The organism is Citrobacter sp. MGH104 (genome assembly GCF_001034485.1).
Taxonomy (GTDB): Bacteria; Pseudomonadota; Gammaproteobacteria; order Enterobacterales; family Enterobacteriaceae; genus Citrobacter; species Citrobacter freundii.
The window spans coordinates 2,046,026-2,060,484 of the sequence record NZ_KQ089818.1 but is presented as its reverse complement, the minus strand read 5'-3'; the positions used below and the strand labels follow the sequence as shown (position 1 = coordinate 2,060,484).

The 14,459-nt window shown below is 52.7% G+C and carries 17 protein-coding genes and 1 pseudogene; 13 read left to right on the top strand and 5 right to left on the bottom strand.

Annotated elements, in window-relative coordinates; translation table 11 throughout:
- Positions 1-18: 18 nt before the first annotated feature.
- The 3 genes and pseudogenes from SK34_RS09725 to SK34_RS09715 form a co-directional block, all read right to left on the bottom strand.
- Positions 19-237, bottom strand: a complete 219-nt coding sequence (locus SK34_RS09725; RefSeq protein WP_003023615.1) for a YheU family protein — start codon at positions 235-237, stop codon at positions 19-21.
- Positions 234-1,302, bottom strand: a pseudogene (locus SK34_RS09720) (hydrolase). Before SK34_RS09720 ends, SK34_RS09725 begins: the two are co-directional and overlap by 4 nt.
- Positions 1,303-1,337: 35 nt before the next feature.
- Positions 1,338-2,057, bottom strand: coding sequence for an NUDIX hydrolase (locus SK34_RS09715; RefSeq protein ID WP_048232908.1), 720 nt, complete (start codon positions 2,055-2,057; stop codon positions 1,338-1,340).
- 191 nt (positions 2,058-2,248) lie between these two features.
- Between SK34_RS09715 and prs the strand changes: the two genes are divergently transcribed.
- Both prs and SK34_RS09705 read left to right on the top strand, forming a co-directional pair.
- Positions 2,249-3,109, top strand: a complete 861-nt coding sequence (gene prs / locus SK34_RS09710; protein ID WP_048217089.1) for a ribose-phosphate diphosphokinase — start codon at positions 2,249-2,251, stop codon at positions 3,107-3,109.
- 14 nt (positions 3,110-3,123) lie between these two features.
- A complete protein-coding gene (locus tag SK34_RS09705) occupies positions 3,124-4,614 on the top strand; it encodes a nicotinate phosphoribosyltransferase (protein ID WP_048217090.1) in 1,491 nt (496 codons plus the stop codon).
- A 52-nt stretch (positions 4,615-4,666) separates the two neighbouring features.
- Here SK34_RS09705 and SK34_RS09700 read toward each other — a convergent pair whose 3' ends face one another.
- Positions 4,667-6,568 (bottom strand): ABC transporter ATP-binding protein, encoded by a 1,902-nt coding sequence (locus SK34_RS09700; protein ID WP_003023627.1) that lies wholly within the window; start codon positions 6,566-6,568, stop codon positions 4,667-4,669.
- A gap of 132 nt (positions 6,569-6,700) precedes the next feature.
- On the opposite strand from SK34_RS09700, the gene kefG reads away from it, so the two are divergent.
- From kefG to slyD, 4 genes are all read left to right on the top strand, one after another.
- Positions 6,701-7,252, top strand: a complete 552-nt coding sequence (gene kefG / locus SK34_RS09695; RefSeq protein ID WP_003023629.1) for a glutathione-regulated potassium-efflux system ancillary protein KefG — start codon at positions 6,701-6,703, stop codon at positions 7,250-7,252.
- A complete protein-coding gene (gene kefB, locus SK34_RS09690) occupies positions 7,252-9,057 on the top strand; it encodes a glutathione-regulated potassium-efflux system protein KefB (RefSeq protein WP_003023630.1) in 1,806 nt (601 codons plus the stop codon). Before kefG ends, kefB begins: the two co-directional genes overlap by 1 nt.
- Before the next feature lie 9 nt (positions 9,058-9,066).
- Positions 9,067-9,267, top strand: coding sequence for a YheV family putative zinc ribbon protein (locus SK34_RS09685; protein WP_003023632.1), 201 nt, complete (start codon positions 9,067-9,069; stop codon positions 9,265-9,267).
- Between the two features lie 94 nt (positions 9,268-9,361).
- Positions 9,362-9,967, top strand: coding sequence for a peptidylprolyl isomerase (gene slyD, locus SK34_RS09680; RefSeq protein ID WP_003023634.1), 606 nt, complete (start codon positions 9,362-9,364; stop codon positions 9,965-9,967).
- A 198-nt stretch (positions 9,968-10,165) separates the two neighbouring features.
- Here the strand turns inward: slyD and SK34_RS09675 are convergent, their stop codons facing one another.
- Positions 10,166-10,384, bottom strand: coding sequence for a protein SlyX (locus SK34_RS09675; protein WP_003023639.1), 219 nt, complete (start codon positions 10,382-10,384; stop codon positions 10,166-10,168).
- Between the two features lie 232 nt (positions 10,385-10,616).
- Between SK34_RS09675 and fkpA the strand changes: the two genes are divergently transcribed.
- The 7 genes from fkpA (at position 10,617) to rpsG (ending at position 14,431) form a co-directional block, all read left to right on the top strand.
- Positions 10,617-11,435, top strand: a complete 819-nt coding sequence (gene fkpA, locus SK34_RS09670; RefSeq protein ID WP_003023641.1) for an FKBP-type peptidyl-prolyl cis-trans isomerase — start codon at positions 10,617-10,619, stop codon at positions 11,433-11,435.
- Between the two features lie 167 nt (positions 11,436-11,602).
- A complete protein-coding gene (locus SK34_RS09665; protein WP_003023643.1) occupies positions 11,603-12,325 on the top strand; it encodes a helix-turn-helix transcriptional regulator in 723 nt (240 codons plus the stop codon).
- Positions 12,325-12,711 carry a sulfurtransferase complex subunit TusD gene (gene tusD, locus SK34_RS09660; protein ID WP_003023646.1) on the top strand — a complete coding sequence of 129 codons (387 nt, stop codon included), beginning with the start codon at positions 12,325-12,327 and terminating at the stop codon, positions 12,709-12,711. The genes SK34_RS09665 and tusD overlap by 1 nt, the downstream gene beginning before the upstream one ends.
- On the top strand, positions 12,711-13,070 hold the full coding sequence (tusC, locus tag SK34_RS09655; RefSeq protein WP_003837966.1) for a sulfurtransferase complex subunit TusC: 360 nt from the start codon (positions 12,711-12,713) through the stop codon (positions 13,068-13,070). Before tusD ends, tusC begins: the two co-directional genes overlap by 1 nt.
- A 7-nt stretch (positions 13,071-13,077) precedes the next feature.
- Positions 13,078-13,365, top strand: coding sequence for a sulfurtransferase complex subunit TusB (gene tusB / locus SK34_RS09650; RefSeq protein ID WP_003023651.1), 288 nt, complete (start codon positions 13,078-13,080; stop codon positions 13,363-13,365).
- Between the two features lie 125 nt (positions 13,366-13,490).
- Positions 13,491-13,865, top strand: coding sequence for a 30S ribosomal protein S12 (rpsL, locus tag SK34_RS09645; RefSeq protein WP_003023654.1), 375 nt, complete (start codon positions 13,491-13,493; stop codon positions 13,863-13,865).
- A gap of 95 nt (positions 13,866-13,960) precedes the next feature.
- Positions 13,961-14,431 carry a 30S ribosomal protein S7 gene (gene rpsG / locus SK34_RS09640; protein WP_003023657.1) on the top strand — a complete coding sequence of 157 codons (471 nt, stop codon included), beginning with the start codon at positions 13,961-13,963 and terminating at the stop codon, positions 14,429-14,431.
- The last annotated feature ends 28 nt before the right edge of the window (positions 14,432-14,459 follow it).

Sequence of the window (14,459 nt, the reverse complement as noted above, 5' to 3'; positions counted from 1 at the left end):
TCGGCCGGCGGCTACGGATTACTCGTGAATCTGCTTCCTCGGCATAATGTTGACCGTTTCATGCAGTTCGGACCACACCAGCACGGCTTCACCTGATTGTAGTTGGCGTTTGACGTCGGCGACTTTTTGTTCGAGCGAGCGTTCATGTTCACCGTAATCGGTGCCTTCACGCAAGACAAAGCTTTCAATCAGATTGTCCAGCGCGTCCGGAGAGATATCTTGCCATGGGATAATCATGATGACGCCTCCAGATACGTTGTCAGCCAGTCCGGGATTCTTGATTCCAGCCACATCTCAGGACGGCGCACTGTGCCACCAATAAATCCGACGTGGCCGCCATGTTCAGTCAACTGATATTCCACCTGCGAAGGCAGATTTTCCGGTTTCGGGATCACGTGATGATCCATAAACGGATCGTCTTTAGCATGGATAATCAGCGTTGGTTTGGCGATCCGATTGAGCAACGGCATGGCGCTGCACTGGCGGTAATAGTCTATAGCATCGGCGAAACCGTGGATTTTGGCGGTGATCAGATCGTCAAAATCGCGAATGCGGCGCAAAGATTTCAACTGGGCCAGGCTTACCGGCAGCGAACCGGGATACGCCTCAAGCTTACGCGAGGCGTTGGCTTTCAATAAATTGAGCAGGTAGCGCTGATAGACACGGGAAAAGCCCTTGTCCATATGGTAGCTACAGGCTTCGAGCACGAAAGGCGCAGAAACGATAACCGCTGCATCTATCGGAATATCGTTGCCTTCTTTTGCCAGCAGACAAGCCAGCATGTTTCCACCGAGTGAATAACCTACCGCGGCGGTCGGTGCGCGACCGAACTCACGATCCAGCCAGTGTAAAAACCAGGTGCCATCTTCTGTTTCACCGGAGTGATAAATACGGTTCAAACGATTGGGCTCACCACTGCAACCGCGAAAATGCATTACCACGCCCAGCCAGCCGCGCTTTTGTGCTGCTTCAATCAGGCCATGTGCGTAGGGGCTGTTCAGACTACCTTCCAGACCGTGAAAAACCACCAGGCGCGGTTTGTGTTTCGCCTGTTGCGGATCTTCACTCCACGCCAGATCGACGAAATCACCGTCGGGCAATTCCAGACGCTGCCAGTGGGCGTCGAACTTCACCTTACGGCGAATTAATCGCGGCAGCATCGTCTGCAGATGGCGGTTACTGATACCGCGCATCGGGCGGAATTCTCGCGAATCGTCGGTAGGTGGGGTCATTTCTGTGGACGTGATTTCAACCATAACACCGGAGCAATTAATAATCGGAAAGAATAACTATACCGCGCACAGCGCGTGCGGGTTAGCCAATATGTGATTTTGTCGCTAGTCAGTCAGCAGGTTACGCGAGAAAAAATGAAAATCGACGTTAGGTTTACGTCGCCACAGGCGGGCTTTACGCGTCCCTGTCGCCACGCTTTCTCCAGTATCTTCAAACATTCCTGACGCTTCAAAGCGACGAATCAGACTTTTACGCTGGATCGACTGACCGAGGATCACCTCAGTGGCTTCGAGTAGTTGCCCATGGGTAAATGTTTCCGGCAAGCAGTACACTGGCAGGAGCGAGTACATCGTTTTTTGCCGCAAGCGATGCAGCGCCGCTGTAATGATTTTCTCGTGATCAAACGCGAGTGAATAGTTTTTCAACTCATCAACCGGCACCCAACGGGCATTGCTGACGCTGGCGATATGGGGCGCGCAGTCTACCCAGGCGATTAGTGCAAACCAGGTGACCGTCAGGCTCCAGCCGCGCGGGTCACGATCAGGCCCAGAAAAGGTATCCATTTGTTCCAGCCACGAAGGCGAAACACCCGTTTTTTCAGTGAGTTTGCGCAGCGCGGTGGCACGGGTTGAATCATCGTTTTCGATATCAATAAAGCCGCCGGGTAATCCCCAACGTCCTTTTTGCGGCTGCTTTGCCCGCTCGACCAGTAATACGCACAGCGCCTGTTGATGCAGGGTAAATAACACACTATCTACCGTCACCAGAGGTGAAGGGAAGCGGCTGGCGTCGTACTGATTCAGGTAGTCGGCTTCGGTGGTCATAAGGTACTCACGATGATTTGTAACGCTGATAAGTGTACCAGCCCGGCAACGGGGGGCAAGGTTCGTTTTTTCTCATTACTTATCAGTGGATTAACTAACAGCTTAAAAATAATTCATTTTCTGCTTGCTTAATATGTGTCTTAGGGACATTATTAATTGTGTCGAAGGGACACAATTAAGGGGTGAGCGCGATGAACATAAAATTGACACTAACTTTGGACGACCAGGTCTATGCCGTTGCCAGCGGTGTTTTTCCTGATGGTGCTGTCTGGTTAAAAGTCACCGATGCGTTGCCAACCTTTGCTCGCCTGATGCGCATCCGTGCCACGGCTATGCGCGATATGAACGATTTTATGCTGCTGGCGCAACTGGTTGAGGCGGTCCGTCATCAGACCGATGTACTGGTCAGCCATCTCGACCTTCCCTGGCTGCCGTGGGCGCGTCAGGACAGACATATGGTATCGGGTGACAGCTTTGCGCTGAAAGTCTTCGCCAGTCAGCTCAATACGTTGAAATTTGACAAGGTCAACGTGCTCGACCCGCACAGTGACGCGGCGGCGGCTGCAATCGACAACTTTGTGGCGATCCCCCAGGAGGTTTGCCTGATGCAAAGCGCGTCATTATCGCGGCTGTTTCAGCAAAACGCGCTGATGTTGGTTGCTCCCGATGCGGGATCGCTGAAGAAGATTGATGCCGTAGCCAGAGCGGCCGGTGTGGAGCAGTACGCCATCCTGAGCAAAAAACGTGATGTGGCAAGCGGCAGCCTGACGGGATTTGCGTTATTGGCCGGAGACGTCAGGGCGAGGGATCTGCTGATTGTCGACGACCTGTGTGATGCTGGCGGCACCTTCATAGGTTCTGCGCAGGTGCTACGTGATGCCGGTGCCCGCAGCGTTAGCCTGTACGTCACCCACGGGATCTTTTCTAAGGGCGTTGAACACCTGTTTGCTAACGGTATTGACGCCATCTACACCACCACTTCTTTAGCTGCCCCGACGCTGGAACATCCGCAGCTTGAACTTATCGATATTGACGCGATTTACCGCGCCTGAGGGAGAGACTGATTATGAAAATGAATCCAATTTTAGCTATCGACGGCTACAAAGTGTCTCACCGCGTGCAGTATCCGCAGGGCACCCGTCGCGTGTATTCCAACTTTACCCCACGCAGCGATCGCTTTTTCTCCTCGCCGTTGGCGGATGGCAAACTGGTATTTTTCGGCCTGCAGGGGTTTATGCAGTGGTTTTTAGTCGACCTGTTTAATGAGGCGTTCTTTGCCCGCCCGGAAGATGAGGTTGTGAGTGAATACAAACAGGTCATGGATAGCTATCTCGGCAAAGATGCAGTGGCGGTGGACCATATTCGTGCATTGCATCAGTTGGGCTATCTGCCGCTGCACATCAAGGCGCTGGATGAAGGTAGCAAAGTCCCAATGACGGTGCCGGTTTTAACCATTATCAACACCAAACCCGAATTTTTCTGGCTGGTGAATTACCTGGAGACCGTCCTGTCGGCGGAATTGTGGAAAGCGTCGACAAACGCCACGATTGCTCACCATTACCGCAAAATCTGCGCACGCTGGGCACAGAAAACCTGTAGCGACCAGACGCATCTTGACTTCCAGTGCCATGACTTTTCATTTCGCGGTATGTCCGGATTACAGGACACCATGCAGGCGGGCAGTGGGCATTTGTTGAGCTTTAAAGGGACCGACAGTATTCCATCTCTGTTGTACGCCCGCGATTACTACACCGACGGCGAGCCCTATTTTATCGGCGCCAGCATTCCAGCTACTGAACACAGCGTGATGTGTATGGGCGAGCGCGAGCATGAGATTGAAACCTTCCGCCGCCTGATTGCCGATCTCTACCCGCAAGGATTTGTATCGATAGTATCTGATACCTGGGACTACTGGCAGGTGCTGACGGAATATACCCGTGAACTGAAGGGCATCATTCTGGCGCGTGAAGGTCGTGTGGTATTCCGTCCGGATAGCGGCAACCCGGTAGAGATTCTGTGCGGTACTGGCGAAGATAACGATACAAGCAGCGATCGTACCGCTCAGGAGAAAGGGTCCGTGGAAGTGCTGTGGGAGATTTTTGGCGGCACGATTAACGCTAAAGGTTACAAGGTGCTCGACCCGCATGTTGGACTGATTTATGGCGACTCCATCACCCTTGAGCGGGCGAATGAGATCCTGCGTCGTCTGGAAGCGAAAGGATTTGCCAGTTCAAACGTCGTGTTTGGCGTCGGTTCCTTTACCTATCAGTACAACACGCGTGACACCTTCGGTTTTGCGATGAAAGCGACGTGGGGAGAAGTCGACGGCAAAGGCCGGATGATTTTCAAAGAGCCGAAAACCGATAATGGCCTGAAGCGTTCAGCCCGTGGTCTGCTTCGCGTCACGCGTGATGAGCAAGGGGAACTGCGTCTGCATGATGAACAAACTTGGAAACAAGAGCAGGAAGGGGAGCTGAAAACTCGTTTTCTCAACGGCAAGCTGTTTAACCGCGAGCATTTCGAAGAAATCCGCCAGCGTCTGGCGATGCAGGGATAATTCGACAAAAATGCCGGATAGGACGTATTGGCGTCAGATCCGGCAATTATGACTACTCGGCGAGCATCTGCTCAAGCTGCTCCTGAGCCTCCAGCCAGGCCATTTCACACTCTTCCAGCCCGGATTTCGCACTGGCCTGCTGCTGCAGACAAGCGGTGAGTTCGGCTTTGCGGCTTTGGTCGTACAGTTCGCTGTCGCCGAGTTTCTCTTCCGCCTGAGCTAACTGCGCGTGCAGTTTCTCCATCTCTTTTTCCAGACGGGTGATCTCTTTGCGCAGCGGTTGCGTCAGAGTGCGCAGTTCCGCTTCACGACGCTTCTGGTCTTTACGTGCCTGGGCGCTGTTAACGCTCTCTTTCGCTGGTTCGTCGCTCTGATTTTCCTGTTTCTGGACATCGCTCAGCCACTGCTGATAATCCTCCAGATCGCCATCAAACGGCTCGACTTTCTTGTCGTGTACCAGATAGAGGTCGTCGGTGGTGGAGCGGATCAGGTGACGGTCGTGCGAGACGACAACCAGCGCGCCTTCAAAATCGATCAGCGCTTCGGTCAGCGCCTGACGCATATCTAAGTCCAGGTGGTTGGTCGGTTCATCGAGCAGCAGCAGGTTAGGGCGCTGCCAGACGATCAATGCCAGCACCAGACGCGCTTTTTCGCCACCGGAGAAGCGGCGAGTCTCTTCGCTGACTTTATCGCCCTGGAAGCCGAATCCACCCAGGTAGTCTCGTAGTTTCTGCTCCAGCTCCTGCGGCGCCATGCGCGCCAGATGCTGAATTGGTGATTCATCGGCGCGTAAAAACTCCAGCTGGTGCTGCGCGAAGTAGCCCAGCTTGATGCCTTTCGCCAGGCCAATCTCGCCGCTGATGGGGGCCAGTTCGCCGGCCAGCAGCTTAATCAGCGTCGATTTACCCGCGCCGTTGCGACCGAGCAGACCGATGCGGGAACCCGGCACCAGGTTCAGTTTGATCGAATCGAGAATGACGCGATCGCCGTAGCCAGCGCTGACCTTTTCCATCTTCAGCAGCGGGTTTGGCAGGCTTTCCGGTTCACGGAAGCTGAAGTGGAACGGGTTGTCCACGTGCGCTGGGGCAATCAGCTCCATGCGTTCCAGCATTTTGATACGACTCTGCGCCTGTTTTGCTTTCGTTGCTTTAGCGCGGAAACGATCGATATAGCTTTGCAGATGTGCCACGCGCTCCTGCTGGCTTTCGTACATTGCCTGTTGCTGCGCGAGGCGGGTCGCACGCTGGATTTCAAACGCGCTGTAGTTGCCGGTGTACTCGAACATGGTTTGCTGTTCGATATGAATAATTTTATCCACCACCGGATCGAGGAAGTCGCGGTCGTGGGAGATCAAGATCAGCGTGCCCTGATAGCTTTTCAGCCATCTTTCCAGCCAGATCACCGCGTCGAGATCGAGGTGGTTGGTAGGTTCATCGAGCAGTAGTAGGTCTGAACGGCAAATCAGCGCCTGGGCCAGGTTGAGGCGCATACGCCAGCCACCGGAGAAGTCGCTGACCGGCCGTTCAAGCTGTTCGTTGGAGAAACCGAGGCCATGCAGCAGGCTGGCGGCGCGTGAACGCACGGTCCAGGCATCGATGGCATCCAGCTTGCCATGGACAGTGGCAATGGCATGTCCATCGTTACGTTCGTTGGCGTCGTTCAACTGCGCTTCCAGTTGACGATATTCGCGGTCACCGTCAATGACGTACTCCAGCGCGGGCTGTGGCAACGCAGGCGTTTCCTGATTCACCCACGCGAGCTGCCAGTTTCCCGGATAGGTAAATCCTCCAGCGTCGGCGCTGAGTTCATTTTTCAGCAATGCCAGCAGGGTAGATTTACCGCAGCCATTTTTACCCACCAGGCCAACCTTCTGCCCTGGATTAATGGTGGCCGTGGCATTGTCCAGCAAGACGCGCACGCCGCGACGAATTTGTAACGATGAGAAAACAATCATAAGGCGCCGTATGTTCAGACTATGTTAATTTATCATTATGATAATGTAATGTGCGGGCCGTTTGCCGCACCGAGGCGCAATGGTAGCCCAAAACGTCGAAAATAGACAAAAGACAAAACCGGGAGGGGGATGATGTTCCAGCCAGCGAAAGTCTTGCTGCTGTATGCCCATCCGGAATCTCAGGACTCGGTCGCGAACCGTGTTCTGCTTAAACCGGCCATGCAGCTCAGCAATGTTACCGTGCACGACCTTTACGCGCACTATCCTGATTTTTTTATCGATATTCCGCATGAACAGGCGCTGCTGCGTGAGCATGATGTGATTGTTTTTCAGCACCCACTCTATACCTATAGCTGTCCGGCGCTGTTAAAGGAGTGGCTTGACCGCGTACTGAGCCGCGGATTTGCCAGCGGTCCCGGAGGGAATCAACTGGCGGGAAAGTACTGGCGTAGCGTTATCACTACCGGAGAACCGGAAAGTGCCTACCGCTATGACGCGCTAAACCGTTATCCAATGAGCGATGTGCTGCGCCCTTTCGAGCTGACGGCCGGTATGTGCCGCATGCACTGGATGAGCCCTATTATCGTTTACTGGGCCAGAAGGCAAACGAAGCAGGAGCTGGACAGCCATGCGAAAGCGTATGGTGACTGGCTGGCGAATCCGATCCCTGTGGGAGGCCGCTGATGGAAGGTTCAGATTTGTTGACAGCCGGAGTGTTGTTTCTCTTCGCGGCGGTGGCGGCGGTACCGTTGGCGTCCAGGTTGGGTATCGGTCCGGTGTTGGGTTACTTGCTGGCGGGTATTGCCATCGGCCCGTGGGGATTAGGGTTCATCAGTGATGTGGATGAAATCCTGCACTTTTCCGAGCTGGGCGTAGTTTTTCTGATGTTCATCATTGGGTTGGAACTTAACCCGGCCAAGCTGTGGCAACTGCGGCGTTCAATTTTTGGCGTCGGCGCCGCGCAGGTGATGCTGAGCGCGGTGGTGTTGGCCGGATTATTGATGCTCACTGCGTTCTCCTGGCAGGCGGCAGTGGTTGGCGGCATTGGTCTGGCGATGTCATCGACCGCGATGGCGCTACAGTTGATGCGTGAGAAAGGCATGAACCGCAGTGAATCCGGGCAGTTGGGTTTTTCGGTGCTGCTGTTTCAGGATCTGGCGGTGATCCCTGCGCTGGCGCTGGTTCCGCTGCTGGCGGGGTCTGCTGACGAACATTTTGACTGGATTAAAGTGGGAATGAAGGTGCTGGCCTTTGCCGGCATGCTGATTGGCGGGCGCTATTTGCTGCGTCCGGTTTTCCGCTTTATTGCGGATTCTGGCGTGCGGGAAGTGTTCACCGCTGCCACGCTGCTGTTGGTGCTGGGTTCTGCTTTATTTATGGATGCGCTGGGGCTGTCAATGGCGCTGGGAACGTTTATCGCGGGTGTGCTGCTGGCGGAAAGTGAATACCGACATGAGCTGGAAACGGCAATCGATCCTTTTAAAGGACTGTTGCTCGGGCTGTTTTTTATCTCCGTTGGCATGTCGCTCAATCTCGGCGTGCTCTACACCCATATTCTGTGGGTGGCAGCGAGCGTGATCGTGCTGGTGGTCGTTAAAATGCTGGTGCTGTATGTACTGGCGCGTCTTAACGGCATGAGAAGCTCTGAACGGATGCAATTTGCCGGGGTTTTAAGTCAGGGCGGTGAATTCGCTTTCGTGCTGTTTTCAACGGCATCCTCGCAACGGCTGTTTCAGGGCGACCAAATGGCGTTGCTGCTGGTGACCGTCACACTGTCGATGATGACCACGCCGCTGGTGATGAAGTTGATTGATAAATGGCTCTCCCGCCAGTTTAACGGCACGGATGAGGAAGACGAAAAACCCTGGGTGGAAGATGATAAACCGCAGGTGATTGTGGTGGGGTTTGGGCGTTTTGGTCAGGTTATTGGTCGCCTGTTGATGGCCAATAAAATGCGTATTACCGTCCTGGAGCGAGATATCAGCGCGGTGAATCTGATGCGCAAATATGGCTATAAGGTCTACTACGGTGACGCCACTCAGGTGGAACTGTTGCGCTCCGCAGGGGCAGAGGCGGCACAGTCTATTGTTATTACCTGTAATGAGCCTGAAGACACAATGAAACTGGTGGAACTGTGCCAACAGTATTTTCCGCATTTGCATATTCTTGCGCGAGCGCGCGGACGTGTAGAGGCGCATGAGTTATTACAGGCCGGTGTGACGCAGTTTTCCCGCGAAACGTTCTCCAGTGCGCTGGAGTTGGGGCGTAAAACGCTGGTTACACTGGGGATGCATCCGCACCAGGCCCAGCGTGCCCAGCTGCATTTTCGTCGGCTGGATATGCGCATGCTGCGGGAACTGATCCCCATGCATACAGATACGGTACAAATCTCTCGAGCCAGGGAAGCACGGCGCGAGCTGGAGGAAATTTTCCAACGAGAGATGCAGCAAGAGCGACGTCAGCTGGATGGCTGGGATGAATTTGAGTAGAGGATAATCATGGCAATTCGTAAACGTTTTATCGCAGGTGCAAAATGTCCGTCCTGCCAGTCGCAGGATACTCTGGCGATGTGGCGTGAAAATAATATCGATATTGTTGAGTGTGTTAAGTGCGGTCATCAGATGCGGGAAGCCGATAAAGAGGCGCGCGAGCACGTTCGCAAAGAAGAGCAAGTGATCGGGATTTTTCATCCGGACTAGCGATATGGCGCAGCTTTTTTTAAGCTAGAGGGTACACGGGTGCAGAATTCCGCTACAATCTGCGCCACTATTCTTTCCATGCTCAGGAGATATCATGAAAGTAGCAAAGGACCTGGTGGTCAGCCTGGCCTATCAGGTACGTACAGAAGACGGTGTGTTGGTTGATGAGTCTCCGGTGAGTGCACCGCTGGACTACCTGCATGGTCACGGTTCCCTGATTTCTGGCCTGGAAACAGCGCTGGACGGTCATGAAGTTGGCGACAAATTCGATGTTGCTGTTGGCGCAAACGACGCATACGGTCAGTACGACGAAAACCTGGTGCAGCGCGTTCCTAAAGACGTCTTTATGGGCGTTGACGAACTGCAGGTTGGCATGCGTTTCCTGGCTGAAACTGACCAGGGTCCAGTACCGGTAGAAATTACCGAAGTGGAAGACGACCACGTTGTGGTTGACGGTAACCACATGCTGGCTGGCCAGAATCTGAAATTCAACGTAGAAGTTGTTGCTATCCGCGAAGCGACCGAAGAAGAACTGGCTCACGGCCACGTTCACGGTGCGCACGGTCACGACCACGATCATGACCACGGTCATGACGGTTGCTGCGGTGGACACGGCCACGACCATGGTCACGAGCACGGCGGCGAAGGCTGCTGCGGCGGTGGCGGTAAAGGTAACGGCGGCGGCTGCGGTTGCCACTAATACCCTTCGTCTTTCAACCCACAGCGGTGTTGGCTGCGCTTTCGAATCCTGGTCACATAGTTATCTATGCTCCCAGGACTTCCTCAAGCTTGCCGCCTTGCTGTGATTTGAAATCCTTTGGGTATATGTGAGTAGATCCGATAAGCGTTAGCGTTTTCGGACACAAAAAAAGCGGGGATATCCCCGCTTTTTTACGTCTCAATAATGTGGCGGAGGGGTCTCTTCAGATTGCGACGCGATGTGGGACGGTTGCGTTGCTTTGAGCTTTTCCGTCAGCAGACGCAGATGGTCGCGCAGTTTGGCCATTTCCAGTTCATGCGCGGTCACCGTCACGTTGAGCTCTTCAATGGTTATCTCCTGAAATGCCAGGCGACTTTCCAGTTCAGCCAGGCGAGTTTCCATTGTTGTATCCTGCATGATTCACCTCTTTCTTTTTTCTCCGGCAGATCGCGGACTGCGGCGAATTCTACTTAACTTTGCCTGTTTGCACAGCACTCAATCTTCGGTAACGAAACTAATTTAAACAAAAAGAGTCTGAAAAGTGGTGATAATAGGGCGTGCCTGTATGTTGATTTGTTCTGCAACGCTTTATAGTACATTTTTATGTTAGTTAACCCTGGGGTGAGATGCCCCGGCCCTGGAGATATGGATGAAATCACTGTTTAAAGTAACGCTGCTGGCGACCACAATGGCTGTTGCTCTGCATGCCCCGATCACCTTCGCTGCTGATGCTGCGAAACCAGCCGCTACTGCTGACAGCAAAGCAGCATTCAAGAATGACGACCAAAAAGCCGCTTACGCGCTGGGCGCGTCCCTGGGTCGTTATATGGAAAACTCTCTGAAAGAGCAGGAAAAGCTGGGCATCAAACTGGATAAAGATCAGCTGATCGCTGGTGTTCAGGATGCGTTTGCAGACAAGAGCAAACTGTCTGACCAGGAAATCGAACAAACTCTGCAGGCGTTTGAAGCGCGCGTGAAGAGCTCCGCTCAGGCAAAAATGGAAAAAGACGCGGCTGACAACGAAGCCAAAGGTAAAGTTTACCGCGAGAAATTTGCTAAAGAGAAAGGCGTTAAAACCTCGGCTACTGGCCTGGTCTACAAAGTAGAGAAAGAAGGTACCGGCGCTGCACCGAAAGACAGCGATACCGTGGTTGTTAACTACAAAGGTACGCTGATCGATGGTAAAGAGTTTGATAACTCTTATACCCGTGGTGAGCCGCTCTCTTTCCGTCTTGACGGCGTGATCCCGGGTTGGACTGAAGGCCTGAAAAACATCAAGAAAGGCGGCAAAATCCAGCTGGTTATCCCACCGGATCTGGCTTACGGCAAAACGGGCGTTCCGGGCATTCCGGCCAACTCTACGCTGGTCTTTGATGTTGAACTGTTAGACATCAAACCGGCACCGAAAGCTGACGCGCAGCCAGATGCTGCACCGGCAGATAAAGCTGCAGACAGCAGCAAAAAATAAGCTAACAGAAACCGCCGCCCACAGGGCGGCGGTTTTTTATTATCGACAGGATATAATTAATACTGGAAAGCGCCTTGTGCGCTGTATTACTTTAGATGCCCCTATAATAGTGATGAGCCTGCCCTGACAACATAACGACAGGCTCCTGAAAAGGAGTGCTTTTTTTCATGTCCAGGTCGCTTTTAACCAACGAAACCAGTGAGCTAGATTTGCTGGATCAACGTCCTTTCGATCAAACCGACTTCGATATCCTCAAATCCTACGAAGCGGTAGTGGACGGGTTGGCGATGCTCATTGGTTCCCATTGTGAAATCGTATTGCACTCTTTGCAGGATTTGAAATGCTCGGCCATCCGCATTGCTAACGGTGAACACACGGGCCGTAAAATTGGCTCACCGATTACTGACCTTGCGTTGCGTATGCTGCATGATATGACGGGTGCGGATAGCAGCGTGTCGAAGTGTTACTTCACACGTGCGAAAAGCGGTGTCTTGATGAAGTCGGTGACGATTGCCATTCGCAACCGTGAGCATCGCGTGATTGGTCTGCTGTGCATCAACATGAACCTTGATGTCCCTTTCTCGCAGATAATGAATACCTTTATCCCACCGGAAACCCCGGAAGTGGGCTCTGCCGTCAACTTTGCTTCTTCGGTGGAAGATCTGGTTACCCAGACGCTGGAATTCACAATCGAAGAAGTGAATGCCGATCGTAATGTTTCCAACAACGCGAAGAACCGCCAGATAGTCCTGAATTTGTATGAGAAAGGCATCTTCGATATTAAAGATGCCATCAACCAGGTCGCCGATCGGCTGAACATCTCCAAACATACGGTCTACCTCTATATTCGTCAGTTCAAAAGTGGCGATTTCCAGGGGCAAGATAAGTAATGCGTTTTGCCATCATGGTGACGGGGCCTGCATACGGCACGCAGCAGGCGAGCAGCGCGTTGCAATTTGCTCATGCGCTACTCAAAGAAGGGCATGAGCTAAGCAGCGTCTTTTTCTATCGTGAAGGTGTGTATAACGCCAACCTACTCACTTCGCCTGCCAGTGATGAATACGATCTGGTACGGGCCTGGCAACAGCTGAACCAACAGCATGGTGTAACACTGAATATTTGCGTGGCTGCGGCGTTGCGACGCGGCGTGGTTGATGAGACTGAGGCAAAGCGGCTGGGGCTGGCAGGAGCTAATTTACAATCAGGTTTTAACCTCAGCGGGCTTGGATCGCTGGCTGAGGCATCCCTGACCTGCGATCGCGTGGTGCAATTCTGATGAAACGTGTTGCTTTTGTTTTTTCTACCGTGCCGCACGGCAGCGCATCTGGCCGTGAAGGGTTAGATGCATTGCTGGCGACCTCTGCATTAACGGAAGACCTCGGCGTGTTTTTTATCGGTGATGGCGTCTTTCAAATCCTTCAGGGACAGCAACCGGATGCCGTGCTGGCGCGAGACTATATCGCGACCTTCAAACTGTTAGGGTTGTACGATATCGATCAATGTTGGCTCTGCGCTGCCTCATTACGCGAGCGGGGCCTTCAGCAGGGGAGTAATTTTGTGATCGATGCGACAGCGCTTGAACCGGAAGATTTACGCCGTGAGTTAGGCAACTATGACGTCATTTTAAGGTTTTGAGACTCTCATGCTGCACACACTACATCGCTCCGCGTGGCTTACCGATTTCTCCTCTCTTCTTCGTCTGATTGATAAAGACGATGAACTTTTATTGCTCCAGGATGGCGTGACGGCAGCAATCGAAGGAAGCCGTTTCCTTGAAAGTCTGCAAAATGCCTCCATTAAGGTCTATGTACTGGAAGAAGACATTAAGGCTCGCGGGTTGAGCGGTCAAATTTCAGACAGTGTCGTCAGGGTTAGCTATACTGACTTCGTCAGACTTACGGTGAAGCATCCCAGCCAGATGTCCTGGTAATTGTGGGATCGTTGTATATTTCTTGACACCTTTTCGACACCGACCTAAAATTCTGCGTCCTCATATTGTATGAGGTCGTTTTATTACGTGTTTACGAAGCAAAAGCTAAAACCAGGAGCTATTTAATGGCAACAGTTAACCAGCTGGTACGCAAACCACGTGCACGCAAAGTTGCAAAAAGCAACGTGCCTGCACTGGAAGCATGCCCGCAGAAACGTGGCGTATGTACTCGTGTATATACTACCACTCCTAAAAAACCGAACTCCGCACTGCGTAAAGTATGCCGTGTTCGTCTGACTAACGGTTTTGAAGTGACTTCCTACATCGGTGGTGAAGGTCACAACCTGCAGGAGCACTCCGTGATCCTGATCCGTGGCGGTCGTGTAAAAGACCTCCCGGGTGTTCGTTACCACACCGTTCGTGGTGCGCTTGACTGCTCCGGCGTTAAAGACCGTAAGCAATCACGCTCCAAGTATGGCGTGAAACGTCCTAAGGCTTAATGGTTCTCCGTTAAGTAAGGCCAAACGTTTTATATTAATGTCAAACTAAACTCTTAGAGTTTTGGACAATCCTGAATTAACAACGGAGTATTTCCATGCCACGTCGTCGCGTCATTGGTCAGCGTAAAATTCTGCCGGATCCGAAGTTCGGATCAGAACTGCTGGCTAAATTTGTAAATATCCTGATGGTAGATGGTAAAAAATCTACTGCCGAAACTATCGTATACAGCGCGCTGGAGACCCTGGCTCAGCGTTCTGGTAAAAACGAACTGGAAGCTTTCGAAGTAGCTCTCGAAAACGTGCGCCCGACTGTCGAAGTTAAGTCTCGCCGCGTTGGTGGTTCTACTTATCAGGTACCAGTTGAAGTCCGTCCGGTCCGTCGTAATGCTCTGGCAATGCGTTGGATCGTTGAAGCTGCTCGTAAACGCGGTGATAAATCCATGGCTCTGCGCCTGGCGAACGAACTTTCTGATGCTGCAGAAAACAAAGGTACTGCAGTTAAGAAACGTGAAGACGTTCACCGTATGGCAGAAGCCAACAAGGCGTTCGCACACTACCGTTGGTAATCCCTTCGGAGTTTTAGTCACCAGGCGG